The sequence below is a fragment of the Streptomyces sp. SID11385 genome (genome assembly GCF_010548245.1).
In the GTDB taxonomy this organism is placed as follows: Bacteria; Actinomycetota; Actinomycetes; order Streptomycetales; family Streptomycetaceae; genus Streptomyces.
The window spans coordinates 22,797-46,228 of record NZ_JAAGLR010000592.1; the positions used below are offsets into that span (position 1 = coordinate 22,797).

25 protein-coding genes and 5 tRNA genes are annotated in these 23,432 nt (G+C 73.0%); 9 read left to right on the forward strand and 21 right to left on the reverse strand.

Features of this window, described 5'->3' with window-relative positions; translation table 11 throughout:
• Positions 1–169: 169 nt before the first annotated feature.
• The 10 genes from ruvB to pgsA all read right to left on the reverse strand — a co-directional run bounded on the left by ruvB (position 170) and on the right by pgsA (position 8,756).
• Entirely contained in the window at positions 170–1,240 is a 1,071-nt protein-coding gene (gene ruvB / locus G3I42_RS17925) for a Holliday junction branch migration DNA helicase RuvB (RefSeq protein WP_164287175.1), read from the reverse strand.
• 174 nt (positions 1,241–1,414) lie between these two features.
• A complete protein-coding gene (gene ruvA, locus G3I42_RS17930) occupies positions 1,415–2,035 on the reverse strand; it encodes a Holliday junction branch migration protein RuvA (RefSeq protein ID WP_164287177.1) in 621 nt (206 codons plus the stop codon).
• Positions 2,036–2,087: 52 nt separating this feature from the next.
• Positions 2,088–2,642 carry a crossover junction endodeoxyribonuclease RuvC gene (ruvC, locus tag G3I42_RS17935; RefSeq protein WP_164287179.1) on the reverse strand — a complete coding sequence of 185 codons (555 nt, stop codon included), beginning with the start codon at positions 2,640–2,642 and terminating at the stop codon, positions 2,088–2,090.
• 146 nt (positions 2,643–2,788) lie between these two features.
• Positions 2,789–3,541, reverse strand: a complete 753-nt coding sequence (locus G3I42_RS17940) for a YebC/PmpR family DNA-binding transcriptional regulator (protein WP_164287181.1) — start codon at positions 3,539–3,541, stop codon at positions 2,789–2,791.
• 48 nt (positions 3,542–3,589) lie between these two features.
• Positions 3,590–4,210 carry a pyridoxal 5'-phosphate synthase glutaminase subunit PdxT gene (pdxT, locus tag G3I42_RS17945; protein ID WP_164287183.1) on the reverse strand — a complete coding sequence of 207 codons (621 nt, stop codon included), beginning with the start codon at positions 4,208–4,210 and terminating at the stop codon, positions 3,590–3,592.
• Positions 4,200–5,105, reverse strand: coding sequence for a pyridoxal 5'-phosphate synthase lyase subunit PdxS (pdxS, locus tag G3I42_RS17950; protein WP_164287185.1), 906 nt, complete (start codon positions 5,103–5,105; stop codon positions 4,200–4,202). Before pdxS ends, pdxT begins: the two co-directional genes overlap by 11 nt.
• Positions 5,106–5,268: 163 nt before the next feature.
• A complete protein-coding gene (locus G3I42_RS17955) occupies positions 5,269–5,814 on the reverse strand; it encodes a LemA family protein (protein ID WP_164287187.1) in 546 nt (181 codons plus the stop codon).
• Between the two features lie 100 nt (positions 5,815–5,914).
• The gene (locus tag G3I42_RS17960) at positions 5,915–7,075 is read right to left on the reverse strand and encodes a glycosyltransferase family 4 protein (protein ID WP_164287189.1); all 1,161 of its coding nucleotides are present in this window, start codon (positions 7,073–7,075) and stop codon (positions 5,915–5,917) included.
• Positions 7,072–8,055, reverse strand: a complete 984-nt coding sequence (locus G3I42_RS17965) for a phosphatidylinositol mannoside acyltransferase (RefSeq protein WP_164287219.1) — start codon at positions 8,053–8,055, stop codon at positions 7,072–7,074. The genes G3I42_RS17960 and G3I42_RS17965 overlap by 4 nt, the downstream gene beginning before the upstream one ends.
• Positions 8,056–8,084: 29 nt before the next feature.
• Entirely contained in the window at positions 8,085–8,756 is a 672-nt protein-coding gene (gene pgsA, locus G3I42_RS17970) for a phosphatidylinositol phosphate synthase (RefSeq protein ID WP_164287191.1), read from the reverse strand.
• Positions 8,757–9,079: 323 nt separating this feature from the next.
• Here pgsA and G3I42_RS17975 point away from each other — a divergent pair, with 323 nt between their 5' ends.
• Complete coding sequence (locus G3I42_RS17975; RefSeq protein WP_164287193.1) at positions 9,080–10,729, forward strand: hypothetical protein; 1,650 nt, start codon at positions 9,080–9,082, stop codon at positions 10,727–10,729.
• Positions 10,730–10,772: 43 nt separating this feature from the next.
• Here G3I42_RS17975 and G3I42_RS17980 read toward each other — a convergent pair whose 3' ends face one another.
• Positions 10,773–11,342 carry an HIT domain-containing protein gene (locus G3I42_RS17980; RefSeq protein WP_203606953.1) on the reverse strand — a complete coding sequence of 190 codons (570 nt, stop codon included), beginning with the start codon at positions 11,340–11,342 and terminating at the stop codon, positions 10,773–10,775.
• Positions 11,343–11,409: 67 nt separating this feature from the next.
• Between G3I42_RS17980 and G3I42_RS17985 the strand changes: the two genes are divergently transcribed.
• A complete protein-coding gene (locus tag G3I42_RS17985; RefSeq protein WP_343244578.1) occupies positions 11,410–12,063 on the forward strand; it encodes a potassium channel family protein in 654 nt (217 codons plus the stop codon).
• Between the two features lie 54 nt (positions 12,064–12,117).
• On the opposite strand, the gene thrS is transcribed toward G3I42_RS17985, so the two are convergent.
• Positions 12,118–14,094 (reverse strand): threonine--tRNA ligase, encoded by a 1,977-nt coding sequence (thrS, locus tag G3I42_RS17990; protein ID WP_164287198.1) that lies wholly within the window; start codon positions 14,092–14,094, stop codon positions 12,118–12,120.
• Between the two features lie 285 nt (positions 14,095–14,379).
• Here thrS and G3I42_RS17995 point away from each other — a divergent pair, with 285 nt between their 5' ends.
• The gene (locus G3I42_RS17995) at positions 14,380–15,099 is read left to right on the forward strand and encodes a 3'-5' exonuclease (protein WP_164287200.1); all 720 of its coding nucleotides are present in this window, start codon (positions 14,380–14,382) and stop codon (positions 15,097–15,099) included.
• Between the two features lie 53 nt (positions 15,100–15,152).
• Here G3I42_RS17995 and G3I42_RS18000 read toward each other — a convergent pair.
• From G3I42_RS18000 to G3I42_RS18015, 4 genes are all read right to left on the reverse strand, one after another.
• A tRNA-Val gene (locus G3I42_RS18000) sits at positions 15,153–15,224 on the reverse strand.
• 38 nt (positions 15,225–15,262) lie between these two features.
• Positions 15,263–15,763 carry an SRPBCC family protein gene (locus G3I42_RS18005; protein WP_164287201.1) on the reverse strand — a complete coding sequence of 167 codons (501 nt, stop codon included), beginning with the start codon at positions 15,761–15,763 and terminating at the stop codon, positions 15,263–15,265.
• A gap of 178 nt (positions 15,764–15,941) precedes the next feature.
• Positions 15,942–16,013 (reverse strand) — tRNA-Val (locus G3I42_RS18010).
• 72 nt (positions 16,014–16,085) lie between these two features.
• Complete coding sequence (locus G3I42_RS18015; protein WP_203606955.1) at positions 16,086–16,535, reverse strand: TIGR02611 family protein; 450 nt, start codon at positions 16,533–16,535, stop codon at positions 16,086–16,088.
• Between the two features lie 228 nt (positions 16,536–16,763).
• On the opposite strand from G3I42_RS18015, the gene G3I42_RS18020 reads away from it, so the two are divergent.
• Both G3I42_RS18020 and G3I42_RS18025 read left to right on the forward strand, forming a co-directional pair.
• Positions 16,764–17,177, forward strand: coding sequence for an SsgA family sporulation/cell division regulator (locus G3I42_RS18020; protein ID WP_003959770.1), 414 nt, complete (start codon positions 16,764–16,766; stop codon positions 17,175–17,177).
• A gap of 246 nt (positions 17,178–17,423) precedes the next feature.
• Positions 17,424–17,999, forward strand: coding sequence for a CGNR zinc finger domain-containing protein (locus tag G3I42_RS18025; protein ID WP_164287203.1), 576 nt, complete (start codon positions 17,424–17,426; stop codon positions 17,997–17,999).
• A 129-nt stretch (positions 18,000–18,128) separates the two neighbouring features.
• On the opposite strand, the gene G3I42_RS18030 is transcribed toward G3I42_RS18025, so the two are convergent.
• Both G3I42_RS18030 and G3I42_RS18035 read right to left on the reverse strand, forming a co-directional pair.
• Positions 18,129–18,470 carry a hypothetical protein gene (locus G3I42_RS18030; protein WP_164287143.1) on the reverse strand — a complete coding sequence of 114 codons (342 nt, stop codon included), beginning with the start codon at positions 18,468–18,470 and terminating at the stop codon, positions 18,129–18,131.
• A gap of 192 nt (positions 18,471–18,662) precedes the next feature.
• On the reverse strand, positions 18,663–19,130 hold the full coding sequence (locus G3I42_RS18035; RefSeq protein WP_164287205.1) for a hypothetical protein: 468 nt from the start codon (positions 19,128–19,130) through the stop codon (positions 18,663–18,665).
• 302 nt (positions 19,131–19,432) lie between these two features.
• Here G3I42_RS18035 and G3I42_RS18040 point away from each other — a divergent pair, with 302 nt between their 5' ends.
• Positions 19,433–19,954: a DsbA family protein gene (locus G3I42_RS18040; RefSeq protein WP_164287207.1), complete on the forward strand. Its 522-nt coding sequence runs from the start codon at positions 19,433–19,435 to the stop codon at positions 19,952–19,954.
• A gap of 104 nt (positions 19,955–20,058) precedes the next feature.
• Here G3I42_RS18040 and G3I42_RS18045 read toward each other — a convergent pair whose 3' ends face one another.
• Genes G3I42_RS18045 through G3I42_RS18055 form a run of 3 tightly spaced genes read right to left on the reverse strand, consistent with a single transcriptional unit; the run spans position 20,059 to position 22,893 of the window.
• Positions 20,059–20,880 carry a GNAT family N-acetyltransferase gene (locus G3I42_RS18045; protein ID WP_164287209.1) on the reverse strand — a complete coding sequence of 274 codons (822 nt, stop codon included), beginning with the start codon at positions 20,878–20,880 and terminating at the stop codon, positions 20,059–20,061.
• Positions 20,881–20,923: 43 nt separating this feature from the next.
• Positions 20,924–21,757: an aminodeoxychorismate lyase gene (locus G3I42_RS18050; RefSeq protein WP_164287211.1), complete on the reverse strand. Its 834-nt coding sequence runs from the start codon at positions 21,755–21,757 to the stop codon at positions 20,924–20,926.
• The gene (locus G3I42_RS18055; RefSeq protein WP_164287213.1) at positions 21,754–22,893 is read right to left on the reverse strand and encodes a chorismate-binding protein; all 1,140 of its coding nucleotides are present in this window, start codon (positions 22,891–22,893) and stop codon (positions 21,754–21,756) included. Before G3I42_RS18055 ends, G3I42_RS18050 begins: the two co-directional genes overlap by 4 nt.
• 180 nt (positions 22,894–23,073) lie before the next feature.
• On the opposite strand from G3I42_RS18055, the gene G3I42_RS18060 reads away from it, so the two are divergent.
• From G3I42_RS18060 to G3I42_RS18070, 3 genes are all read left to right on the forward strand, one after another.
• Positions 23,074–23,146 (forward strand) — tRNA-Gly (locus tag G3I42_RS18060).
• Positions 23,147–23,182: 36 nt separating this feature from the next.
• A tRNA-Cys gene (locus G3I42_RS18065) sits at positions 23,183–23,256 on the forward strand.
• A gap of 1 nt (position 23,257) precedes the next feature.
• Positions 23,258–23,329: transfer RNA gene (locus G3I42_RS18070), tRNA-Val, on the forward strand.
• The last annotated feature ends 103 nt before the right edge of the window (positions 23,330–23,432 follow it).

Here is a 23,432-nt window from a genome sequence, read left to right on the forward strand (position 1 = left end):
CCTGTCGGGATCGGAGGGCACGCCGGCCACAAGGGACGGCATCGGCGGAGTCTAGGCGAGTCTCCGCCGAGGGAACAACGTTCAGCATCGCACCGCAGTTCCTTGTGTGGCCACACTCGTGCGGCTCGGGCCGTGATCTCACAGGGCCCGGGGCGACGACGCGCGCGGCTCACGCCGGGAAGAGACCGGCTTGTCCTGGTGCGCCCTTCGGTGGCGCGAGCCCGAGGTGGGCCCAGGCCGCCGGGGTGGCGACCCGGCCGCGTGGCGTGCGGGCGAGCAGGCCCTCGCGCACCAGGAAGGGCTCCGCCACTTCCTCCACCGTCTCACGTTCCTCACCGACGGCGACAGAGAGAGTGGAAAGGCCCACAGGTCCGCCGGAGAAGAGCTTGAGCAGCGCTTCGAGCACGGCGCGGTCGAGGCGGTCGAGCCCGCGCGCGTCGACCTCGTACACGCCGAGGGCCGCCGAAGCGATGTCCTCGGTGATGTGCCCGTCCGCCTTGACCTGCGCGTAGTCGCGTACGCGGCGCAGGAGCCGGTTGGCGATACGGGGTGTGCCGCGCGAGCGGCCGGCGATCTCGGCGGCGCCCGCCGGGTCGATCGCGACGTCGAGGAGCCGCGCCGAGCGATGGATCACACGTTCCAGCTCGGCGGGCGCGTAGAACTCCATGTGCGCGGTGAAGCCGAAGCGGTCGCGCAGCGGCGGGGGCAGCAGCCCGGCCCTGGTGGTGGCACCGACGAGGGTGAACGGCGGGAGTTCCAGCGGGATGGCGGTGGCCCCGGGGCCCTTGCCGACGATGACGTCGACGCGGAAGTCCTCCATCGCCATGTACAGCATCTCCTCGGCGGGCCGGGACATGCGGTGGATCTCGTCGAGGAAGAGGACCTCGCCCTCCTGGAGCGAGGAGAGGATCGCGGCGAGGTCGCCCGCGTGCTGGATCGCGGGGCCCGAGGTGATGCGGATGGGGGCGGCCATCTCGGCGGCGATGATCATGGAGAGGGTCGTCTTGCCGAGCCCGGGGGCACCGCTGAGCAGGACGTGGTCGGCGGTGGCGCCGCGCGCGCGGGCGGCCTTGAGGACGAGGTCGAGCTGTTCGCGCACCTTCTCCTGGCCGATGAACTCGTCCAGGTCCTTGGGGCGCAGGGCCGCCTCGACGGCGTTGTCCTCGGTGTCGGCCCCGGCGTCGACGAGCCGGGGGTCGGCGCCGACGGCGCTGTCCGGTGTCTCGTCGTCCCAGTTCACGGTGGCCTCTGTTTCTCTCGTCGGTGGGCGCGGGGTGCGCTTCGGTACAGGCGGGGTGCGCTTCGGTTCGCGCTAGGTGCGCTTCGGTCGGGGCCGTCACGCTGGTCGGTCGGCGCCCGGGGTCGCGTCGGTCGGCGCGTGGCGCACGCCGCTTCCGCGTGCGTCAGCGGCGCGTCACGTGGTGCGGTTGAGCGTTTGCAGGGCGGCGCGCAGCAGCGGGCCGATCTCGGGGACGCCCTCCTGTGTCTCGGCCTGCGGGGTGACCGCCTCGACGGCCTCCTCGGCCTCGCGCGGCTGGTAGCCGAGGCCCACGAGCGCGGTGTGCAGTTGCTCGGTCCAGGGGGGCGGGCCGGCCGCGGCGCGGCGCTGGGCGCCGAGGGTGCCGGTGCCGAGCGGCTGCCCGAGCCGGTCCTTCAGTTCGAGGATGAGTTTCTGGGCGCCCTTCTTGCCGATGCCCGGCACGGCGGTGAGGGCCTTCTCGTCGGCGGTGGAGACGGCGAGGCGCAGCGCGTCGGGCGAGAGCGTGGCGAGCATGGCCTGCGCGAGCCGGGGGCCCACGCCGCTGGCGGTCTGGAGCAGTTCGAAGGTCTGCCGCTCGTCGTCGTCGGCGAAGCCGTAGAGCGTGAGGGAGTCCTCGCGCACGACGAGCGAGGTGGCGATCCGGGCCTGCTCGCCGATCCGCAGCGTCGAGAGCGTGTGCGGGGTGCACTGCACGGCCATCCCGATCCCGCCGACCTCGACGACGGCGCTCGTGGGGCCGAGGGCGGCGACGGGGCCGCTGACGAAGGCGATCACCGGTCGGCCTCGCCGTGCGCCGCGCGCCGCGCGGGGCGGGGAGTGGGGGTGTTCATCGCACGACCTTTCGTACGGGGGGCGCGGTGCGGGCGGCGGAACGGGCCCGCTCGTGCGCCTCCTGGAGCCTGTTCTTGGTGGGAGCCCGCCAGATGTGGCAGATGGCGAGGGCGAGGGCGTCGGCCGCGTCGGCGGGCTTCGGCGGCTCGGCGAGCCGCAGCAGCCGTGTCACCATCGCGCCGACCTGCGCCTTGTCCGCGCGCCCGCTGCCCGTGACGGCGGCCTTGACCTCGCTCGGCGTGTGCAGCGCGACGGGCAGCCCGCGCCGCGCGGCGCACAGCATGGCGACGGCGCTGGCCTGCGCGGTGCCCATCACGGTGCGCACGTTGTGCTGGCTGAAGACCCGCTCGATCGCCACGTACTCGGGCCGGTGCGTATCGAGCCACTCCTCGATCCCGGCCTCGACGGCGAGCAGCCGCCGCGCCAGCTCCGCGTCGGCGGGGGTCCGTACGACACCGACGCCGACCATCGTCAGCGCCCGCCCCGGCACCCCCTCGACGACCCCGACCCCGCAGCGGGTCAGCCCCGGGTCCACCCCGAGCACGCGCACCGCGCCACCCCCTCGCTCACCGCTTCGAACGGCCCCTGTCACGTGCGGTGCACGCTACTGGCCGCCACCGACACTAGCCGCAACGACAAGACGCGGGCCCGGGGCGTGTCGCCCCCGGCCCGCGCCGTGCGCACCTCGTGCGCCGCTCAGGCGTCGACCTTCTCCATGACCTCGTCGGAGACGTCGAAGTTGGCGAAGACGTTCTGCACGTCGTCGCTGTCCTCCAGCGCGTCGATGAGCTTGAAGATCTTGCGGGCGCCGTCCTCGTCCAGCTCGACCTGCATGGTCGGGACGAAGTTGGCGTCGGCGGAGTCGTAGTCGATCCCGGCCTCCTGGAGCGCGGTGCGCACCGCGACCAGGTCGGTGGCCTCGCTCAGCACCTCGAAGCTGTCGCCGAGGTCGTTGACCTCCTCGGCGCCCGCGTCGAGCACCGCGCCGAGCACGTCGTCCTCGCTCAGTTCGCCCTTGGGGACGATGACGACGCCCTTGCGGTTGAAGAGGTAGGAGACGGAGCCCGGGTCGGCCATCGAGCCGCCGTTGCGGGTCATCGCGACGCGCACGTCGGAGGCGGCGCGGTTGCGGTTGTCGGTGAGGCACTCGATGAGGACCGCGACACCGTTGGGCCCGTACCCCTCGTACATGATCGTCTCGTAGTCGGCGCCACCGGCTTCGAGACCGGCGCCGCGCTTGAGCGCGGAGTCGATGTTCTTATTGGGGACCGACTGCTTCTTCGCCTTCTGCACGGCGTCGAAGAGCGTCGGGTTGCCGTCGATGTCGGCGCCGCCCATGCGCGCCGCGACCTCGATGTTCTTGATGAGCTTCGCGAAGAGCTTGCCGCGCTTGGCGTCGATCACGGCCTTCTTGTGCTTCGTCGTCGCCCATTTAGAGTGGCCGGACATCTGCCTGTCTCCTTCGCGTTACCCATCTACCTACGAACCCGAGAGATCCTACCGGGGCCCGCCACCGCTCCTCGCCCGCACCATGGCGGCGAAGAGCGCGTGCACCCGGTGGTCCCCGGTCAGCTCGGGGTGGAACGCGGTGGCGAGGGCGGTGCCCTGACGCACCGCGACGGGCCTTCCCTCGTACGTGGCGAGGACCTCGACCCGCGCGCCCGTCGACTCGGCCCACGGCGCCCGGATGAAGACCCCGTCGACGGGCGGACCTTCGACGCCGGCGACGGGCACGGGCGCCTCGAAGGACTCGTTCTGCCTGCCGAAGGCGTTGCGGCGCACGATCATGTCGATGCCGCCGATCGTCTCCTGGCCCGCGCGCGGATCGAGGATCTTGTCGGCGAGCAGGATCATGCCGGCGCAGGTCCCGTAGACGGGCAGGCCGTCGGCGACGGCCGCGCGCAGCGGTTCCAGGAGGCCGAAGAGGCGCGCGAGCTTGGAGATCGTCGTGGACTCGCCGCCGGGCAGGACGAGCCCGTCCACGGCGGCGAGTTCCGCCGGGGTGCGGACGGGGACGGGCCGCGCGCCCGCGGCGGTGAGCGCGGCCGTGTGCTCCCGTACGTCGCCCTGGAGGGCGAGGACCCCGATCAGCGGCCCGGCGGCGTGTTCACCAGCCACGGTTGGCGTACCGCTCGGTCTCGGGGAGCGTGTCGCAGTTGATGCCGACCATGGCCTCGCCCAGGTTGCGCGAGGCGTCGGCGATGACCTTGGGGTCGTCGTAGAACGTCGTGGCGCGGACGATCGCGGCGGCGCGCTTGGCGGGGTCGCCGGACTTGAAGATGCCGGAGCCGACGAAGACGCCCTCGGCGCCGAGCTGGCGCATGAGCGCGGCGTCGGCGGGGGTCGCGACGCCGCCCGCGGAGAAGAGCACGACGGGCAGCTTGCCGAGTTCCGCGACCTCCTTGACGAGTTCGTAGGGGGCGCGCAGCTCCTTCGCCGCCGCGTACAGCTCGTTGTTGTCGCAGCCGCGCAGCTTCGCGATCTCGCCCTTGATCTGCCGCAGGTGGCGCACGGCCTCGACGACGTTGCCGGTGCCCGCCTCGCCCTTGGAGCGGATCATCGCGGCGCCCTCGGCGATGCGGCGCAGGGCCTCGCCGAGGTTGGTGGCGCCGCACACGAAGGGGGTCGTGAAGGCGAACTTGTCGCTGTGGTTGACCTCGTCGGCCGGGGTGAGCACCTCGGACTCGTCGATGTAGTCGACGCCGAGCGCCTGGAGGACCTGCGCCTCGACGAAGTGGCCGATGCGGGACTTGGCCATGACGGGGATCGAGACGGCCTCGATGATGCCCTCGATCATGTCCGGGTCGGACATCCGGGCGACGCCGCCGTCCTTGCGGATGTCGGCGGGGACCCGCTCCAGGGCCATGACCGCGACGGCCCCGGCGTCCTCGGCGATCTTCGCCTGCTCGGGCGTGACGACGTCCATGATGACGCCGCCCTTGAGCTGCTCCGCCATCCCGCGCTTGACGCGCGCGGTACCGGTCACAGGGCTGGTCTCAGTAGTTTCGGGCACGACGAACCTCACAGGAAGAACCGCTGGTGGAAGACACCAGAAGCAAACTCCCGGCGACCGTGCGCGGACAAGAGCCAATCCCGAGGTCGTGGCCCGCCCCGCCCGCCCCTGCGCCGCCCCGCGCCCGAACCCGCCCTGCCCGAAGCCGCCCCGCGCGAGCCCGCTACGCCGCCACGCGCTCCGCCAGCGGCCCCGGCGGCTCGTCGTCCATCTCGAAGGCCATCGGGAACGGCGCGTGCCCCGCGAGCCGGAACCACCGCACGGTCCGGTGCCGGCGCAGGGACCGCGCCGCCCGTACGGCGTCGTTGTGGAAGCGCCGGGCCATGGGCACCCTGCGTACCGCCTCGGCGAGTTCCTGGAGCGCCGCCTCTCCCCCGGGCGCCTCGCGCACTGCGGCGACGTCCTCGGCGTCGCCGAGCACGGCCCGCAGCGCCTGGCTCAACTCGCTCTCGGCGACCTCCCGTTGCTCCTCCTCCGCCTGCCGCGCCGCGAAGGCGGCCTCGTAGAGCACGAGGGACGCCGCGGGGTCGAGCAGTCCGGAGGTGGCGAGTTCCTGGGCCACGGAGACGCGCCGCAGCAACTGCGCGTCGAGCCCGGCCCGGGTCGCGTCGATGCGCGCGTGCAGGCGGTCGAGCCGCCCCGCGGTCCAGCTCAGGTAGACGGCGATGAGCAGCAGCGCGATACCGGCCCACACGAAACTTGTGATCACCGCACCAGCCTAAGGGGAGGCGGCTGGGGGCAGGGGCGGCTTCGGGGAGCGGCTCCCGGCCCGTACGCCGCGCGGGCGGTCCACCGCTCCCCCGCCCCCGCTACTCCCGCGCCAGCCCGAACCGCCGTCGCAGGCCCCGCTGTTCCTCCGGCGCGACCGAGGCCGCGCCGTCCGTGACCGTCTCGTAGACCGCGAGGATGTCCGCGCCCACCGTGGACCAGTCGAAGCGCCGTACGTGCGCGGTCGCCGCCTCGCGCAGCGCGGCGCGCCGCTCCGGGTCGCCGAGGAGGCGGATCGCCGCGTCGGCGAGCGCTTCGGCGTCCTCGTTCGCGAACAGCTCGCCCGCCGCGCCCTGGTCGAGCACCTGCGCGAAGGCGTCGATGTCGCTCGCGAGGACGGGGGCACCGGCCGACATCGCCTCGACGAGGATGATCCCGAAGCTCTCGCCGCCGGTGTTGGGCGCCACGTACAGGTCGACGCTGCTCAGGAAGCGCGCCTTGTCCTCGTCGCTCACCATGCCGAGGAACTCGACGCGGTCGCGGTACGCGCGCGGCAGCGGTTCGAGGGCTTCCTCGGCGTCCCCGCGCCCGGCGACGAGCAGCCGGGTGTCCGGGCGGGCTTCGAGGATGCGGGGCAGGGCGCGCATGAGGACGGGCAGGCCCTTGCGGGGTTCGTCGATGCGCCCTATGAACCCGATCGTGCCGCCCTGCCACTCGGACTTCGGCTCGGCGTCGGCGAAGAAGGAGACGTCGACGCCGTTGGGGATGACGACCGCGTCGCCGCCGAGGTGTTCCACGAGGGTGCGCCGCGCGTACTCGCTCACGGCGATGCGCGCGCTGATCTTCTCCAGCGCGGCCTGGAGGATGCCGTACGCGGCCGTCATCGCGCGCGAGCGCGGGTTCGAGGTGTGGAAGGTGGCGACCATGGGGCCGCGCGCGGCCCAGCAGGTGAGCAGCCCGAGCGAGGGCGAGGAGGGCTCGTGGATGTGGATGACGTCGAAGCGGCCGTTCTGGATCCAGCGGCGGACCCGCGCGGCCGAGAGGATGCCGAAGTTGAGCCGGGCGACCGAGCCGTTGTACGGGACGGGCACGGCGCGGCCCGCCGAGACGACGTAGGGCGGGAGCGGGGTCTCGTCGTCGGCGGGCGCGAGCACCGAGACCTCGTGGCCGAGCCGGATGAGGTGCTCGGCGAGGTCCCTGATGTGGAACTGGACGCCGCCGGGCACGTCCCAGGAGTACGGGCAGACGATGCCGATCCTCACGGGCCCACCTCGGCGGGCGGGCCCTCGTCGGCGGGACGGGGCGCCTCGGACGCGCCCGCCCCCGTGCCCGCGCGGGCCGGGTCCTTCGCCGGGTCGAGGTCGGCGAGCCAGAACTTCTGGAGCATGTGCCAGTCCTGCGGGTGCGCGGCGACGCCGCCCGCGAAGACGTCGGCGAGCGCCTGCGTCATGACCGCGGTCTTCTCGGCCCGCGAGCCGGCCTCGGGCGGCGTGATCTCGGGGTGCACGCGCCCGCGCATGACCGGCGAGTCGTCGTACCAGAGGGTGACGGGCAGGAGCGCGGCCCCCGTGTGCTGCGCGAGCATCGCGGGCCCGGCGGGCATCCGGGTCGGCTCGCCGAGGAAGTCGACGGGGACCCCGGAGGCGGACAGGTCGCGGTCGGCGACGAGGCACACCATGCCGCCCGAGCGCAGGCGCCGCGCGAGGGTGCCGAAGGCCGCGCCGCCGGTGTGCGGCAGGACCTCCATGCCGAGGCCCTCGCGGTAGGCGACGAAGCGGTCGTAGAGCGACTCGGGCTTGAGCCGCTCGGCGACCGTGGTGAAGGGGATGCCCAGCTCGGTGGTGACCCAGGCGCCCGCGAGGTCCCAGTTGGCGAGGTGCGGGAGAGCCAGTATCACGCCGCGTCCCTCGGCGAGGGGCACGTCGAGGTGGTCGAGGCCGTCGGGCGCGAAGCCGAGCCTGACCCGCTCCTCGCTCCAGGCGGGCAGCCGGAAGGACTCCATCCAGTACCGCAGGTACGAGCGCATCCCGGCGCGCGAGAGCCGGGAGATCCGCTCGGGGCTCGCGTCCGGCACGACGCGGCGCAGGTTCGCCTCCAGCTGGCGCACCGCCTTGCCGTGCTTCTTCCAGGTCTGGTCGGCGATCGAGCAGCCGAGCGCGACGGCGGCGGGCTCGGGGAGGGTGCGTACCGTCGCCCAGCCCAGGCCGTAGAGCCGGTCGGCGACGTCGTCCTTGTCCGGCAGGCGGCGGGCGAGTCCGCTCGGCAGTCGGCTCACGAGGTGGCCTCACTCTCCTGGAGGTGCCGGGCGGCCTCGTCGGCCTCGGCCGACTCGCGGCGCACGGTGACGACCCGCTGGACGATGGTGACGAGGGACCCGGCGGCGACGACCCACAGCGCGATGGGCAGCAGGATGTCGATGTGCGGGACGCCGAAGGTGACGCGGAAGCCCGCGAGCCCGGCGAGGACGAGGGTGATGACGAGGCGCTCGGCGCGCTCGACGAGCCCGTTGACGGCGACGGGGAGGCCGATCGCCTCACCGCGCGCCTTCGTGTACGAGACGACCTGGCCGCTCGCGAGGCAGAAGATGGCGACGGCGGCGAGCATGTCGTTGTCGCCCTTGCCCGCGTACCAGAGCGCGAAGCCGCCGAAGATCGCGGCGTCGGCGACGCGGTCGAGCGTCGAGTCGAGGAACGCGCCCCAGCGGCTGGAGATCTTCGCCTGACGGGCCATGTTGCCGTCCACGAGGTCCGAGAAGACGAACAGCGTGATGACGATGGTGCCCCAGAAGAACTCACCGCGCGGGAAGAACACGAGGGCCCCCGCGACGACGCCCGCCGTGCCGATGAGGGTCACGGTGTCCGGGCTCACCCCCCGCCGGAGCAGGAACGCGGCGAACGGCGTGAGGACACGCGTGAAGAACGCACGCGCGTACTTGTTCAGCATGGCCTTTCCAGAGGGTTCGGGTGCCCTGCGGCCACCACGGCCACCGGCTGCCCCATCGTAGTCACGCCCGGCCCGTGCCGTGGGCGCGGACCCGGCCGCCGTCCCGCGGCGCTCCCTCCACCGTACGAAGAACCGACGGTCCTACCGGCGCGACCTGACAAGCCCCCGTGCGCCCCCCGGCGCCGCCTCCCGCTTCGCTGAATCGGTGACGTCCCCCGTACGGCCGGATACGCTGATGAACTGATCAACAGGTGTGCGGGCGGCGGGAGTCGGGAAGGCCCCGACGAGACGGGCCGGCACGGCGCCGCAGTGATGGGGGCAGGATGAGCAGCTTCGACTTCAGTCCGGGGGCGCAGGTGCCGCTCGCGGGCGGCGCGGGCCAGACCGCCCCGACCGGCGCGCTCGCCTCCGCCGCGTACCGCGACGGCCCGGTGGACGCGATACTCGCCGCCAACACCGAGTGGCACAAATGCGCCGTCTCGGCGCCGCGGGTCAAGCTGCTGCGACCCGATCTCGGTGAGGCGTTCGCGCACGCGGTGCAGACCCGGCTGCTCGGCGGCGGGCGCAAGCCGCTCATCCAGTCTTTCGGGATGGAGCCGCAGGTCGTCGTCGAGCACTGCCTGGCGGCGAACAGCATCCGGCGGGCCAGGGACACCCGGCTGACCGTGATCATGGTCGTGTTCGGGGTGCTGTTCCTGCCGGGTCTCCTTCTCTACCTGGGCGTCTTCGCGCTGCGCCGCAGCGTCGCCGACTCGGCGAACAAGCGCGCCGGTCTCCTCGTGACGCCGCTGCTCATCGCGCTGGGCGTGCTCGGGGTGCTCTTCCTCCTCAAGATGCCCTTCGGCGGCTTCTGGGCCTGGTACCTGCGGGCCTGCGTCGTCGCGCCGCCGGTCGGCTGGTGGTTCGCCAAGCGGGCCTGCGAGGCGACGGCGCGGGATCTGCGGGAGCGCTGGGAGGGGCTGCTCTCGGGCGGCGGCATCGGCGCGAAGATCCCCGAGGCGGTGCCGCGCGACCCGAACCAGAAGGCCGCGGAGGTGCTGCGCCAGTCGCTCGCGCGGCTGTCGGCCGAGCAGCGCTCCAACTCGGTCTTCTACGCCGGCCCCAAGGGCATCCTCGGCCTCGGCACCCGCTGGGGCAGCTGGCAGCTCGCCGAGGAACTCGTCCCGCGCGAGCCCGGCAGCGAGATCCACCCCTTCCGCAGCTACGACGTGGTCCGCGCGATCCACGACCAGCTCAAGCTCCTCGCCCGCGGCCCGCTGCACACCGGCGGCTTCCCCGAGCCGGACGTACGGCACTGGATCGTCACCCCGATCGGCGAGAACGCGGACTCCGTCTCGCGCCCGGAGGGCACCCACGTCGACGATTTCCAGATCCGCGACCACGAGGTCCAGCGGATCTGCAACGAGCAGCAGTTCGACGCCGGGGACCGGCACTACCTCGGCACCCAGTTCACGCTCTGGGACGGCCAGCTCGTCATCACGATGATGACCACCGTGACGGTGCTCCACGAGACGCTGCGCATCGAGGTCACCGGGCACGCGCTCGGCCCCGTGCACTCGCTCTTCATGGGCAAGCCCTCGCCGAAGAAGATCACCAAGCCGAAGGCGGTGCGGTTCTGGGAGACGAAGGACCACATGCTCCCGCTCGTCGACGCGAGCGAGGTCGTCCGGCTCGCGGCCCGTGCCCCGCTCACGTGGTACCCGCCGGTGCTCGACTTCCTCGGCGGCAAGCTCTCGCTGCCCGAGCCCTTCGGCCTGCGCCACGCCTGGGCCGCGCAGCCCTGGCGGCACCGCTTCATGGCGGACGACGCGCTGCGCACGGCGACCCCGGTGCTGCGCGTCGTGCACCAGGCGGCGCTGCGGGTGCTCGACGAGCACGGCGTGGACACGACGAAGTTCGGGGCCCGCTCCGGCGTCCTGAGCGGCGGCGTCCAGGAGGCGGCACCGCGCAAGGCGGACGTGTACGACGCCTGAGGAGGCGCGCGGCGGGGGCGGGGGCCAGGCCGGTCCCCGCCCGCTACGGCCGGGTCCGCCCCGGCCACGCCTGCGCGAGCATCCGCCGGGTCTCGCCCAGGAGTTGCGGCAGCACCTTCGTCTGGCCCACGACGGGCATGAAGTTCGTGTCCCCGCCCCAGCGCGGCACGATGTGCTGGTGCAGGTGCGCCGCGATGCCCGCGCCCGCCACGGTGCCCTGGTTGATCCCGATGTTGAAGCCGTGCGCCCCCGAGGCGACCCGCAGCGTCTCCATCGCCTGCTTCGTGTGCACGGCGAGTTCGTCCGTCTCCTGCGGCGTCAGCGCCGTGTAGTCGGCGACGTGCCGGTAGGGGACGGCCATGACGTGCCCGCCGTTGTACGGGTAGAGGTTGAGCACGGTGTAGACGTGCTCGCCGCGCGCGACGACGAGGCCGTCCTCGTCGGACTTGCCGGGGATCTCGCAGAAGGGGCAGCCGTCGCCCGCCGCCGGGCCGCTCGGTTTCCCCTCGCCCTGGATGTACGCCATCCGGTGCGGGGTCCACAGCCGCTGGAACGCGTCGGGCGTCCCCACTCCGATCTGCTGCTCCGGCTCACTCGTCATACGAAGCAGCATATGGCGTCACCCGCGCGGGGCGTGTCGGCCGGTCCCCACCCCCACGCCCCCGCGCGAAGCTGTGCCGGTGCCCTCCCCCGCCCCCGTCCCGCACCGCGAGGCACCGCTCAGCCTCGCCGCCCTTCTCTTCCTCGCGGCGTACGCGGTACGCGTGCTCGCCGAGGACCTGCCCGCCTGGGCGCAGGACGTCTGTCACGGCGCGATGGCTCTCGCCTGGGCCGTCGCCCTGCTCGATCTCGCGGTGCGCTGGCGCCGCTCACGCCTCGGACGCGCTTTCCCGCGCCACCACCCGCTCACGCTCGTGGTCGCGGTGCTCCCGCTGCTGCGCCCGCTCCAGTTCGTGCCGATCTACGAGGCGGTACGGCGCAGACGGCGCCGCCCCGCGCTCTCGGTACCGGCCCGCGTCATCACGTACACCGGGATCGCCGTGCTCATGACGGGCTTCTCGGCGGCCCTCACCGTGTACTGGCTGGAGCGGGACGCGCCCGGGGCCTCGATCCGTGGCTTCGGGACGGCGGTCTGGTGGACCTGCTCGACGCTCGCGACGGTCGGCTACGGGGACGCGGTGCCCGTCACGGTGTGGGGGCGGGTGGTGGCGGTGGCCCTCATGGCGTGCGGGGTCGCGCTGCTCGGCGCGGTGACGGGCGCCTTCTCCACGTACCTCCTGCGCGTCTTCGACAGCGAGCCGGAGGAGGAGCGGGACGGGGACGGGAACGGCTGAGCACGTGAGACGGCCGGCCCCCACCGGGGACCGGCCGTCTCACGTCGTGCCTGCTCAGACCTGGACGCGCCGCTCGACGACGTCGAGGAGCTTGGCGATCGCCTCGTCCTTCGGGATGCCGTTCTCCTGCGAGCCGTCGCGGTGGCGGAAGGAGACCGTGCCCGCGTTCATGTCGTCGTCGCCGACGATGACCATGAACGGCGTCTTCTGCTTCTGGTGGTTGCGGATCTTCTTCTGCATGCGGTCCGAGGAGGCGTCCACGTCGACGCGCAGGCCCTTCTTGCGCGCCTCGGCGGCGAACTCCTTGAGGTAGGGGACGTGCGCGTCGCCGACCGGGATGCCGACCGCCTGCACGGGGGCGAGCCAGGGCGGCATGGCGCCCGCGTAGTGCTCCAGGAGCACGGCGAAGAAGCGCTCGATGGAGCCGAAGAGCGCGCGGTGGATCATGACGGGCCGCTGCCGCGAGCCGTCGGCGGCGGTGTAGGAGAGGTCGAAGCGCTCGGGCAGGTTGAAGTCGAGCTGCACGGTCGACATCTGCCAGGTGCGGCCGATCGCGTCGCGCGCCTGCACGGAGATCTTCGGGCCGTAGAACGCGGCGCCGCCCGGGTCGGGCACGAGCGGCAGGCCCTGCTTCTCGGCGACCTGCTGGAGCGTCGCGGTCGCCTCCTCCCACGCCTCGTCGGAGCCGACGAACTTCTCCTCGTCCTTGGTGGACAGCTCCAGGTAGAAGTCGTCGAGGCCGTAGTCGCGGAGCAGGTTGAGGACGAAGGTGAGCGTCTTGTCCAGCTCCTCCGCCATCTGCTCCCTGGTGCAGTAGATGTGCGCGTCGTCCTGCGTGAAGCCGCGCGAGCGGGTCAGCCCGTGCACGACGCCGGACTTCTCGTACCGGTACACGGTCCCGAACTCGAAGAGGCGCAGCGGCAGCTCACGGTAGGAGCGCCCGCGCGCGTCGAAGATCAGGTTGTGCATCGGGCAGTTCATCGGCTTGAGGTAGTAGTCCACGCCCTCGTCGAGCTGCATGGGCGGGTACATGCCGTCCGCGTACCAGTCGAGGTGGCCGCTCTTCTGGAAGAGGGCGCCCTTGGTGGTGTGCGGGCTGTAGACGAACTCGTACCCCTCCTCCTCGTGCCGGCGGCGCGAGTAGTCCTCCATCGCCCGGCGGATGATGCCGCCCTTGGGGTGGAAGACGGCGAGCCCGGGGCCGACCTCCTCGGGGAAGGAGAAGAGGTCCAGCTCGTTGCCGAGCTTGCGGTGGTCGCGCTTCTCGGCCTCGGCGAGGAAGTCGAGGTGCGCCTTCAGCTCGTCCTTGGAGGGCCAGGCGGTCCCGTAGATGCGCTGGAGCATCGGGTTCTTCTCGCTGCCGCGCCAGTACGCGGCGGCGTTGCGCATGAGCTTGAAGGCGGGGATGAGGCGGGTCGTGGGCAGGTGCGGGCCCCGGCAGAGGTCCTTCCAGCACAGCTCGCCGGTCTTCGGGTCGAGGTTGTCGTAGATCGTCAGCTCGTTGCCGCCGACCTCGACGGAGGAGCCGTCCTCGCTCGTCGAGCCGCCCTTGAGGCCGATCAGCTCCAGCTTGTACGGCTCGTCGGCGAGTTCCTCGCGGGCGTCGTCCTCGCTCACGACGCGGCGCGAGAAGCGCTGGCCGCGCTTCTGGATCTCCTGCATCTTCTTCTCGACGGCCTTGAGGTCCTCCGGCGTGAAGGGCTTCTCGACGTCGAAGTCGTAGTAGAAGCCGTCCTTGACCGGCGGGCCGATGCCGAGCTTGGCCTCGGGGAAGATCTCCTGCACGGCCTGGGCCATGACGTGGGCGGTCGAGTGCCGCAGGATGTTGAGGCCGTCCTCGGAGGAGATCTCGACGGGCTCGACGGTCGCGCCCTCGCCCAGCACGTACGCGAGGTCCCTCAGCTCGCCGTCCACGCGGGCGGCGACGACGGTGCGCTCACCGGGGAAGAGGTCGGCGGCCGTCGTCCCCGTCGTCACCACACGCTCGTCCCGCTCGGAATCGCGCTGGATGATCACACGGACGTCTGACACCGGTCTCTCCTGACTGGAAGTGGACAACGTGCCGAGACACGCGGCACGCGTGGCCCCCCATGCTACCGGGCCCCCTCTTCCAGCCCCTCCGCCGCTTCACCCCCCGGGCACCTCCGGCGATTGAGGAGCGGGGCGTGGGGCGGAGCCCCACAAAGGGGCGCACACGCGCAAGGCCCCCACTCCCGCACAACGCCCCACCCCCCGACTGACCTCCCGGCGGAAAGGGTATTGATTCGTCGGCAACAGGGGCGCCAACCACCCACCCGCCAGGAGAGGTTGACAAGAATGAGCTGGTACGAGGGACCACTCGCCGCCTACACCGCAACCCCCACCGGCCCCCGCACCGCGAAGGACCGCATCCTCTCGGCGGCGGTCGTCGTGCAGGACCACGCGGACGCCCCGCCCCGGGTCGATCGCTGGCTCGTCTGCCCCGGCGTCCCGGTGCCGCGCCCCGCGCGGACGGCACTGGGGCTGAGCGAGGACCACATCCGCCGCAACGGCCGCTGGCCGGCCCCCGTGATGGACGAGGTGGCCCGCTCGCTGCACGAGCACGCGCTCACGGGCCGTCCCCTCGTCGTCCTCGACGCCCCCGCCACGCTCGCCCTGCTCGACCGCGAACTGCGCCGCCACCGGGCCACCTCGCTGACGGACCGGCTCGGCCCGAAGCCGCTGCGGGTCCTCGACCCGGGGCTGCTCGACACGGAACTGGATCGCTTCCGCAAAGGTGCTCGTGAGCTGGAGAGCCTGTGCTCGGTCTACCGGGTGCCGGGCGGCGATCCGCGCGACCCGGCGGCGCGCGCGCTGGCCGCGCTGCGTGTCGTACGGGCCCTGGGGCGCCGTTTCGCGGCCCGGCTCGGGCGACTCAACGCGGCCGAACTCCACGCGCTCCAGGCCACCTGGAGCACCCGCGGGCCCGCCGCGCCGTGGTTCGGGCTCCAGGCCACGCGCGCCCCGGGGCCGGAGGAGGGCTGGCCGCTCGGCACCGCGCTGACGGGCGCCGCGTAGCGGCCGGAAACGAAAGCAGCCGGTCCGTCAACTCGACGGACCGGCTTACCCGGTGGGCGATACTGGGTTCGAACCAGTGACCTCTTCGGTGTGAACGAAGCGCTCTTCCACTGAGCTAATCGCCCGGGACGCAAGGAACCATACAGGCCCCGGCACCCTTCGTTCAAACCGCTTCCCCGCGCCCCCGGGCACCGTCGTCCGCCCTGGTGAGCAGGGCCCGCAGCGCGCGCTGCCCCGCGCGCATCATGAGCCGGTGGTTGAGCCGCAGCAGCGGCCGGCCCGGCAGGGACAGGAGCCGCAGCAGCGGTGTCACCACCTCGACCCGCTGATCGAACTCGGCGAGCGTGCCCGCGCCCCAGGGACTCAGCCGCCATCCCAGCTCGCCGCGGATGTCCCCGTCGACGGCCGCCCGCAGCACCCCCACGCCGTCCTCCCCCGGCGCCTCTGACGGGCCCGGCAGTTCACGGATCGTGACGCGCAGGTCGTACGGGAGCACGGAGCGGATGCGCGCCGAGCCGCTGCGGCCGTCGGGGGCGGTGCGCGCGGCGCGGACCTGCGGCCACCAGCGCGGGTACTCCTCGGGCCGCGCGAGGACCGCGTACACGCGTCGCGGCTCGGCGGGGAGCAGCCAGCGGCTGTGGAAGCGGTAGCGGTACAGGCGCATGGCGTGAGTCTGCCCGCGCGGGGGCCGCGGGACGCCTCGGGGAGCGCGGTGGCGTGTGGCGCGGGCGCGCGAGCGATGCCGGGAGGCGGCGGCCGGGCGCGGGTACGGCCGGGGCATGGCGCCGTCCCGGACATGACTGCGGCCCGGAGGCTCTGGAGCCTCCGGGCCGGTCCCGGGGTGGGCGATACTGGGTTCGAACCAGTGACCTCTTCGGTGTGAACGAAGCGCTCTTCCACTGAGCTAATCGCCCGGACGCAGGGAGAACATTACCCCATGTCAGGGGGTGCTCAGCCCGTGCCCGTCACCGGGGGCCGCCGGGCGGTCACTCGTTTATGTTCCAGGGCAGCTCCAGGCCGAAGCGGACCACGTACACGAGGACGAGCGCCGCGATGATCACCAGGCCGATGCCGGTGAGGATGATGTTGCGGCGGCGGACCCTGGGGTCGAGGGCCTTGTGCGCGGCCTCGGTGACCTTCCGCTTGGTCCAGCGGAGCACGAGCTGGGCCCAGACGAACTCGGTGGCCCAGATCGCCATGCCGCCGAAGATCACCACCCAGCCGGGTCCGGGCAGGACGAGCATGAGGACCCCGGCCACCACGACCGCGAGCCCGACGACGAAGACGCCGACCTGCCAGCTCAGGTGCAGCGTGCGGCGCTCCTGGACGAAGCGCGGGGCGCGGGAGCCGAGGCCCTTCTCGGGCTCCCCCGGCGTCGAGCCCTCCGGCTCGGGCGTCTGATCCTGCACGTCAGGCACGTTCCTCGTCTCGCTCATGAACCCCGTCCCCCCACCCTTCGGGCCGCCCTCGCGGTGGCCCCGGACTCTACCCGAGTGGCACGTCGACCGGAATGGAGGTATGACGACAAAAAGGACTCACCCGTACGAGTGACGCAAAGCACAAGAAACCGCCCAGAGGGGTTTACAACGGCACCGTAGGAGGCATGTCGATTTCGCCGACGTGCGAATCCCCGAGCGCACACTGAGCGAAAGGCCCTGGCGCTTATGAACACCACGGTGAGCTGCGAGCTGCACCTGCGCCTCGTTGTGTCGAGCGAGTCGTCCCTGCCGGTCCCGGCAGGGCTGCGGTATGACACGGCCGATCCCTACGCCGTGCACGCCACCTTCCACACCGGAGCCGAGGAGACCGTCGAGTGGGTCTTCGCCCGCGATCTCCTCGCCGAGGGCCTGCACCGGCCCACGGGTACCGGCGATGTCCGCGTCTGGCCGTCCCGCAGCCACGGTCAGGGCGTCGTCTGTATCGCCCTCAGCTCGCCGGAGGGCGAGGCGCTGCTGGAGGCCCCCGCGCGGGCCCTGGAGTCCTTCCTCAAGCGGACCGACGCCGCGGTGCCGCCCGGCACGGAACACCGCCACTTCGACCTGGACACGGAGCTGTCGCACATCCTCGCCGAGAGCTGAGTCAGCCGGAGACGGCTGCCGCCGGCCGCCGGACGTCAGGAGGCACACTCGACGACCCGCACCGCCCGACTCGGGGCGGCGGTACGGGTCCCGCCCCGCCCACGGCCTTCGCCGTGGGAGGAGTACGGCACGGCCGCCGTTCCGGTACGACCGGGACGGCGGCCGTGTCGTGTCCGGACCCGGCCGGGACTAGCATCGGCCGTCACCGGCGGGCAGGGGGCCCGCCTCGGGGGCAGGGGGTCCACGGTGCTGATCACCCACGACACGCGGTGCGCGCTGGAGGCGGTGGTCGACCTGGTCAACAGCGCTCCTGCCGAGGGACGGGCCGAGACGCTCGCGTCGGTGGCCGAACTGGAGGAGTTCGTCCGGGCGCACCACCTCAGCGACACCGGGGTGCTGGACACCTCCGACCTTCAGGCGCTGCACGACGTGCGGGCCCGTTTCGCGGAGGTCTTCGCCGCCCCGGACAGCGCGAGCGCGGTACGGATCATCAACGAGCTGGTGGCGACCGCGGGGACCACGCCCCGGCTCACCGACCACGACGGCTACGACTGGCACGTCCACTACTTCGCGCCGGGCGCCTCGCTCGCCGACCACCTCGCCGCCGACTGCGGGATGGCGCTCGCCTTCTTCGTCGTCGCCGACGAGCGCGAGCGGCTGCGCCGCTGCCAGGCCCCGGACTGCGGGCGTGCCTTCGTCGACCTCTCGCGCAACCGCTCCCGCCGCTACTGCGACAGCCGCACGTGCGGAAACCGCCTCCACGTCGCCGCCTACCGTGCCCGGCGCCGGGAAGCGACCGTGAACGAAGGCTCCGCTCACTGACCCCGCACCTCACCGGGCCGAGCTCGGAGGAACACGGCAGCGAGGCCGCCGGGGCCCGAACGTACCGGGGCGACGCGCTCAGCGCCCCGGCCGACTCATCTCGGCGCGCTCGTGCCGCGCCGCGCGGTCTCAGCTCAGGTAGAGGTCGTGGACCGCGCCCATGAGCAGGAGCAGACCGACCACCGTCAGGAAGATCATCAGCGGGGGCTGGGAGAGGGCGAAGAGGCAGCCCACCTCCTTGCCGGTGGGTGTCCGGTGCCCCTGCGTGACGACCTCGGGCCGCTCCTCGGGGGCCGGGGCGGGCGCGGGCGCCATCGGTGCCGGCCGGGCGGGGGCGGGGGTCCCGGAGGCGGTCGGTGGGCGGGGAACGGGAACGGCGACGCCGGGGCACTCTGCGCGGTGCGACGGGACGGGCAGGGGCGGGACGGGGACCGCGGCCGCCTGCCCCTCGTCCAGGGAGGTCTCGGGCATGACGCAGCGATCATGACCCACCCGCCGCCGCCCGGCGGCCCGAAATACCCCTCACGCCGCGGAATTCACCGGTTCACGCGTACGAGTTCTATTGACGCAGAGTGACAGGACACCCCGAGCTGCCGCGTTCCCCCGGCGATTCGAACGGCCGTGTCTCACCCCTCGGAACGGCGGACGGGGCCCCGCGCGGGCTCAGATCCCGTGCTTCTTCAGGATCGCCTCGATGTCGCTGAAGTCCTCGTCCGGCTTGGCGGCCCGCGAGGAGCCCGTCGCCTGCCCCGCGCCGCCGGAGGCTGGTCGGGCGGGGGCGCGCCCGGGGAGGGCGGGGCCGGAGGCCGCGGGGGCCGTGGCCTCGTTCTCGCGGGCCGCGCGGGCCGCGGCGCGGCGTTCCTTGCGCGTCCCGTACTTGCGCCGCTCGACCGAGCGCGTCGCGAGGAAGAGCAGCCAGGCGGCGCCGAGCACGACGAAACCGGCCCAGGCGGTGGGGCTGAACGCGGTGTGCGCGAGCCACTTCACGACACCGGTCATGACCAGGCCGATGGGCACGAGCGAGTACGCGGCGATGCGCGCCGCGCTCAGGAAGCGCTTGCGGTAGGCGGTGACGGCGGCGATACCCAGGCCGGCCACCGATACGGCGGAACAAATCGTCTCGGCGAGCATCCGGGCCCCTCCAGGCAACTCCGTACGGCGTCCACCGGCTCCGCGCCCGCGCGCCTCACCGGTCCTCTTTCCCCTCCATCGTGCACCGTCGCGGACGCCGACGACATGGGGACAACCCCACCCCGGGCCGAAATGGGGGGCTTCTCAGGGTCGCGGCACGGAAAGGATCAGGGTTTTCTCAGGGTCGCGCCCGGGAACCGGGGCTGAGGCCGGGAAACCCGGCGGGGCGCGGGAAGCCCGGCGCGGGCCCGGCGGAGCCCGGCGTGAGCGCGCGCGGTCCGCGCCGATGGGAAACTGGTCCGATGAACGAACCCACGCCGCCCCCCGCCGCCCCCTCCCCCGTCGTCCTCGACGTCTGGTGCGAGCTCCAGTGCCCCGACTGCCGCTCCGCACTCGACGACCTGGACGCCCTGCGCGCGCGGTACGGCGACCGGCTGGAGATCCGGCTGCGGCACTTCCCGCTGGAGAAGCACAAGCACGCCTTCGCCGGGGCCCAGGCGGCGGAGGAGGCGTTCGCTCAGGGGCAGGGCTGGCCGTTCGTCGCCGCCGTGCTGCGCCGCGTCGAGGAGTTCGCCGCCGCGGGCGAGCCGTTCCTCGTCGAGATGGCCGGTGAACTGGGCCTGGACGCCGAAGAGTTCGACACCGCGCTGATCGACGGGCGGCACATCCTGACGGTGGACGCCGACCAGGCCGAGGGCAAGGCCCTGGGGGTCAAGGGCACGCCCACGTACGACATCGGTGGCACGCTTCTCGACGGCAGCAAGTCACAGGAAGGGTTGCGGGAGCGGATCGAGGAGATCGCGGACGCGCTGCTCGCCGCCTGAACGCGCGAGTCCGGTCTCCGCGCGGCGCCGCCGGCCTCCGCGCGGAACCCGGCCCAGGCACCGGGCCCCCGGTCCCCCGCCCCGCACCGCCCCCCTGCGCCCGCTCAGACCAGCGGTTTCACGAAGTGGTGCTGGAAGGGCCGGTAGCCGAGCGACTCGTAGAGCCGCAGCGCCGGGGTGTTGCGCGTGTGGACGTTGAGTTCGGCCGCGCGGTGGCCCTCCGCGAGCCCGTCGGCCTCGGTCCACCGCAGCAGCGCGCGCCCGTGTCCCCGGCCCCGGTGCTCCTCGGCGACCTCGACGCTCATCACGTAGACGTCCGTCTCGCGGTCGGTGACCCACAGTGTGCCGACCGCGACGCCCTCGTGCTCCAGGACCCACAGCCGCTGTCCGTGGCTGTGCGGGCCCTCGGGGAAGGCGGTGGCGAGGTCGTGCGCGGAGCGCGCCCCGGCCTGTTCCTCGCTCAGCCCGAGGTACTCGCCCAACACCCCCGCGTGCGAGAGCTGTTCGTGCTCCCGCCACGCGCCGAACTCCGCCTCGGTCATACGCCGCGCGACGGAGCCCTCGGGCAGTCCCGGCGCCCGTCCCGCGAGCACCTTGCGCAGGACGCGCGCGTCCTCCGCGTACCCGAGCGAGGCGGCCAGCCGCAGCCCCGCGCCGGAACCGGCCGGCACCACGCCCTCGGCGCGCCGGCAGCCCCAGCTCCGCAGGACCTCCTCGGCGGCGAGCACGGCGACGGCCGCGCGCCCCCTGCCCCGGTCGGGCTCGGCGACGCGCAGGCCGACTATGGACCCGAGCCCGTGCTCGGGGTGCGCGCCGAGGACGAGCCCGCCCACGGGACGGCTGTTGACACGGATCTCGTACGCACGGTGACGGGCCCCGCCGGGGTCGTGCTGAAGCGGCTCGGTCGGCCGCAGGGTCGTGGTCATCACGGCCTTTCTACCCCGGCGCCCGGCCGCCCCACCAGGGTGCTCAGGCGGGGTCCTGATCGGCGGCCGCGCGCTCGGCGAAGACGCGCATCGCCTTGGCCGTGACGGGGCCGGGGGCCTGCTCCAGGGTGCGGCCGTCGACGCGGTGCACGGCCTGGACGTCGCGTGTCGTGGAGGTGAGGAAGACCTCGTCGGCCCGTTCCAGGACGTCGAAGGGAAGGTCCCGCTCCTCCGCGCCCGTCCACTCCGTGACGAGAGCGCGGGTGATGCCCGCGAGGCAGCCGGAGGCGAGCGGCGGGGTGCAGAGCGTCCCGTCGAGCACGACGAAGACGTTGGAGCCCGTGCCCTCGCAGAGCTGTCCGACCGTGTTGGCGAACAGCGCCTCGGAGGCGCCCTGTTCGTGCGCGCGGGCGAGGGCGAGGACGTTCTCGCCGTACGAGGTCGTCTTGAGCCCGCTCAGCGCGCCGCGCTCGTTGCGCACCCACGGCACCGTGACGGCGGCGGTGGTGTCGGGCCGGGGCGCGAGGGCGCCGACGGCGACGATGAGGGTCGGCCCCTGCGTGCCCCGTTCGGAGCTGAGCGGCGAGACACCTCCCGTGTACGTGATGCGCAGCCGGCCGAACGCGACGGGCTCGGCCGCGAGCACGTCCGCGCACGCGCGCCGCACCTCGTCGAGGTCGGGCTCGGGCAGGCCGAGCCCGACGGCGGACCGGGCGAGCCGGTCGAGGTGGCGGCTGAGCGCGAACGGGGCTCCGTCGACCGCCTTGACGGTCTCGAAGACGCCGTCCCCCACGGTGATCCCGTGGTCGAGCGCGGAGACACGCGCGTCCTCGGCGTCACGCAGTCCGCCGTTGATCCAGATGGTGCGCACAGTCATCGCGGGCTTCCTTCGCTTTCGGCGGTTTCCACGGGGCGGGCCCCGGCCGGGGCCGCGCCCGGCGCGGGGGCGTTTCCCGGCGGGCGCTCCGGTCCTGGGGCGTCGTCGGAACCCGACGCTATCGCGAGCAGCCGGGCCGCCTTGAGCTCGGTCTCGCGCCACTCGCGCTCCGGGTCGGAGCCCCACGTGATCCCCGCCCCGGTGCCGAAGCGCACGACGGCCGCGCCCCGCTTCCCGCGTTCGATCCAGAAGGTGCGGATGCCCACGGCGAGTTGCCCCGTACCGCGGTCGGCGTCGACCCAGCCGATACCGCCGCAGTACGGGCCGCGGGGCGCGGTCTCCAGCGCGGCGATGAGGCGCAGGGCGCTCGACTTCGGCGCCCCGGTGACGGAGCCGGGCGGGAAGCTCGCCGCGAGCAGGCCGGGCCAGCCCACGCCGGGCGCGAGCTCGCCCCGTACCGTCGAGACGAGGTGCACGAGCCCCGGATGCCGCTCCACGGCGCACAGGTCGGGGACGGTGACGCTGCCGGTCGCGCAGGCCCGGCCGAGGTCGTTGCGGACGAGGTCCACGATCATCACGTTCTCGGCGTGGTCCTTCTCCAGAAGGTCGTCCGGGGTCCGCCCGGTGCCCTTGATGGGGCCCGACTCGACGGTGCGGCCCGCGCGGCGCAGGAAGAGCTCCGGTGACGCGCTCGCGATCTCGACGCCGTGCGCGGGCAGGCGGACGACGGAGGCGTACGGGGCGGGGTTGTCGCGGGCGAGGAGCGCGCCGAGCGCGTCGGCGTCGGCAGCGCCCGGATCGGGCAGCGGGGCGCTCAGGACGCGGCAGAGGTTCGCCTGGTAGACCTCGCCGCGCGCGATGCGGGCGCGTATCTCCCGTACCCCCGCCGTGTACGCGGCGTGGTCGAGCGAGGAGGTCCAGGCGTCCGCGCGCGGGCCGCGCCAGGCTCCCGGGCGCACGGGCGGGGCGGGGACACGGCGTACGTCGTCGAAGCGGGCGCAGACGAGGGCGCCGTCGAAGCCGGCGGCGACGGCCCAGAAACCGGAGCCGTCCAGCGCGGCCGGGTCGTCCGTGACGTCCCGCAGGCCGGTGGCGAGCAGGTCGCCGAAGCGGGCGAGGGGAGTCGGGGGGTGCACGCGGGGAGTGTAGGCAGCCGCCGGGGAGCGGGCTCCGCGCGGGGCGTGCGCCGTGGCCGTCCGCTCGCTCCCCGTGGCCGCGCACGCGCACGCTGCGCAAACGCGTTTTTGTACTGGCCCGGGAATCCGCTAGAGTTCCACTCGTCGCCGGGACGCGCCAAACGCCCCGGACACCGACAAGCGGACGTAGCTCAGTTGGTAGAGCGCAACCTTGCCAAGGTTGAGGTCGCCAGTTCGAACCTGGTCGTCCGCTCGATGATGAAGGACTTTCCCGAGTCCTTCATTACGGGGTGGAGTGGCCGAGAGGCGAGGCAACGGCCTGCAAAGCCGTCTACACGGGTTCAAATCCCGTCTCCACCTCCAAGGACGATTAGCTCAGCGGGAGAGCGCTTCCCTGACACGGAAGAGGTCACTGGTTCAATCCCAGTATCGTCCACCGAGACCGGGCCCCCGGGCCGCGGGTCTCATCCCGCGCGATTAGCTCAGCGGGAGAGCGCTTCCCTGACACGGAAGAGGTCACTGGTTCAATCCCAGTATCG

What these genes read in the sequence shown, in the direction of transcription:
- G3I42_RS17940 (WP_164287181.1), bottom strand. Translation starts at nt 3,541, where the DNA reads ATGTCCGGCCACTCTAAATGGGCGACGACGAAGCACAAGAAGGCCGTG.
- pgsA (WP_164287191.1), bottom strand. Translation starts at nt 8,756, where the DNA reads ATGCTGAACAAGTACGCGCGTGCGTTCTTCACGCGTGTCCTCACGCCG.
- G3I42_RS17975 (WP_164287193.1), top strand. Translation starts at nt 9,080, where the DNA reads ATGAGCAGCTTCGACTTCAGTCCGGGGGCGCAGGTGCCGCTCGCGGGC.
- G3I42_RS17980 (WP_203606953.1), bottom strand. Translation starts at nt 11,342, where the DNA reads ATGCTGCTTCGTATGACGAGTGAGCCGGAGCAGCAGATCGGAGTGGGG.
- G3I42_RS17995 (WP_164287200.1), top strand. Translation starts at nt 14,380, where the DNA reads ATGAGCTGGTACGAGGGACCACTCGCCGCCTACACCGCAACCCCCACC.
- G3I42_RS18005 (WP_164287201.1), bottom strand. Translation starts at nt 15,763, where the DNA reads ATGCGCCTGTACCGCTACCGCTTCCACAGCCGCTGGCTGCTCCCCGCC.
- G3I42_RS18015 (WP_203606955.1), bottom strand. Translation starts at nt 16,535, where the DNA reads ATGAGCGAGACGAGGAACGTGCCTGACGTGCAGGATCAGACGCCCGAG.
- G3I42_RS18020 (WP_003959770.1), top strand. Translation starts at nt 16,764, where the DNA reads ATGAACACCACGGTGAGCTGCGAGCTGCACCTGCGCCTCGTTGTGTCG.
- G3I42_RS18030 (WP_164287143.1), bottom strand. Translation starts at nt 18,470, where the DNA reads ATGCCCGAGACCTCCCTGGACGAGGGGCAGGCGGCCGCGGTCCCCGTC.
- G3I42_RS18035 (WP_164287205.1), bottom strand. Translation starts at nt 19,130, where the DNA reads ATGCTCGCCGAGACGATTTGTTCCGCCGTATCGGTGGCCGGCCTGGGT.
- G3I42_RS18040 (WP_164287207.1), top strand. Translation starts at nt 19,433, where the DNA reads ATGAACGAACCCACGCCGCCCCCCGCCGCCCCCTCCCCCGTCGTCCTC.
- G3I42_RS18045 (WP_164287209.1), bottom strand. Translation starts at nt 20,880, where the DNA reads ATGACCACGACCCTGCGGCCGACCGAGCCGCTTCAGCACGACCCCGGC.
- G3I42_RS18050 (WP_164287211.1), bottom strand. Translation starts at nt 21,757, where the DNA reads ATGACTGTGCGCACCATCTGGATCAACGGCGGACTGCGTGACGCCGAG.